Here is a 1807-nt window from a genome sequence, read left to right as displayed (position 1 = left end):
CCGGGCCCTCCCGTATCCGCTTCCCGGTTCAGCCGAGGAAGTCCATCAGCTCCTCGATGTCCATCGGGAACGGCTCCACCCGGCGGCCGGCCGGGGGCTCGACACCGTGCAGATGCCGGACGAGGTAGTCCCACTTCCGGCGCGTCACATAGTGGCGCCGGCCGAGGAAACTGTGCTCCACGCCCGGCACGATCAGCAGATCGAAGTCCTTGTCCGCCTCGATCAGCGCGTCGACCAGACGGGTCGTCAGATACGGCAGGACATTGTCGTCCAGCTCACCGTGGATCAGCATCAGCTTGCCTGTGAGTTCAGCGGCCAGTTCCGGGTTGGACGTGGCGCGCCGCGCCTCCTCGCTCTCGTCACTCAGGTACCACTCCAGCCAGCCGCTCAGGTAGAAGCGCATGTCGTGGTTGCCGCACATGGCGACTCCCACCCGGTAGAAGTCGCCGTGCGCCAGGAGGGCGCGGACGGTCGCGAAGCCGCCACCGGACTCGCCGAACACACCGACCCGGCCGGTGTCGATCCACGGGTACCGGGTGGCGAGCTGCCGGATGGCGGCCACATGGTCGTCCAGGGTCCCGGCGCTGCCCAGGTTTCCGTGGGACTCGCTGAGGAACGCCTGGCTGCGTCCGGGCGTACCCCGCCCGTCGAGGGCCACCACGACGAAGCCGAGCGCCGCCAACGCCTCCGGCTGACCGGTGAAACTGCCGGTGAAACCGGCTTCCACCCGGTGGACCTGCGGCCCCGGATAGGGGTTGTCGATGACCGGGTAGCTCCCCGAGGGGTCGAAGCCGTGGGGGCGCCACAGGATGCCGTGGAGGTCGGTGACGCCGTCGGCCGCCTTGACGGTGAACCGCTCCGGAGCGGTCCAGCCCGCTGCCACCAGGGCCGTCGCGTCGGCCCGCTCGACCTCCAGCAGCACCGTGCCCGAGGCGTCCCGGGCGACGGTGACCGGAGGGGTGTCCACCGCGGACGCGCTGTCCAGGAAGAGCGCGCCCGACGGCGATGCGGTCACGTCATGGTGGAGGTCGTCGTCGGTCAGCCGGGTGAATCCGGAGCCGTCGAGACCGGCCCGGCAGAGCTGCTGTGCGTACGGATCGCCTTCGGCCAGGCCCGACGCGGTGAAGAACACCGTGCGCGCCTGCTCGTCCACATGCAGTACGTGGCGGACCAGCCACGGGCCCTCGGTGATCCGGCCGGTGAGGGCGCCGTCGGCGCCGTACAGATACAGATGGCTCCAGCCGTCGCGCTGGGAGAACCAGAGCACCTCACCGGAGCCGAGCACACGGGCGGCGGGCTTCTCCATGATGACCACCGAGGCCTCCACGCGGCTCGCAGAGGACTCCGACACCAGCGTGGCCGTCTCACCGGTGTCCGGGTCCAGCCGGATCATCGACAGCGACTTCAGCCCGCGGGTCGAATGCAGGTAGTGCACGGCCGTCCCGTCCTCCGACCAGCGGACCCGGCTGAGCGCGACCGGGGACAGAAAGTCGATGTGCCACGGCTCCGCCCGCTGGTGGACGGCTGTGCGTCCGGCGACGTCCAGGACCACGAAGGCCAGGGTGGCGCTCTCCTCGTCGTCGGGCATCGCGTAGCGCAGGCGCCGCTCCTCCGGCCGGCCGCCGCCGCGCGGTGCGGCCTCGACCAACACCTGCTCGGGCAGCATGCGCTGGTCGATGCGGTGGGTGAGCAGCCGGGTGGAGTCCGGGGACCACAGCGCCATCGGGGGCAGCGCCAGGCCGAGGTTCCGCAGCATGACCTGGGAGAGCGCCACATCGAGGTTGGAGCCGTAGTCGTGGTACTCCTC

Annotated in this window: 1 protein-coding gene; it reads right to left on the bottom strand. The window is 70.6% G+C overall.

Annotation, left to right across the window (positions count from 1 at the left end; translation table 11 throughout):
- Window positions 1-28: 28 nt before the first annotated feature.
- On the bottom strand, window positions 29-1807 hold a 1779-nt coding region (locus ACWF94_RS39800; protein WP_453500066.1), incomplete at its 5' end, for a prolyl oligopeptidase family serine peptidase.

The organism is Streptomyces sp. NPDC055078 (assembly GCF_053607985.1).
This window is presented reverse-complemented; position numbering and strand designations above follow the sequence as displayed.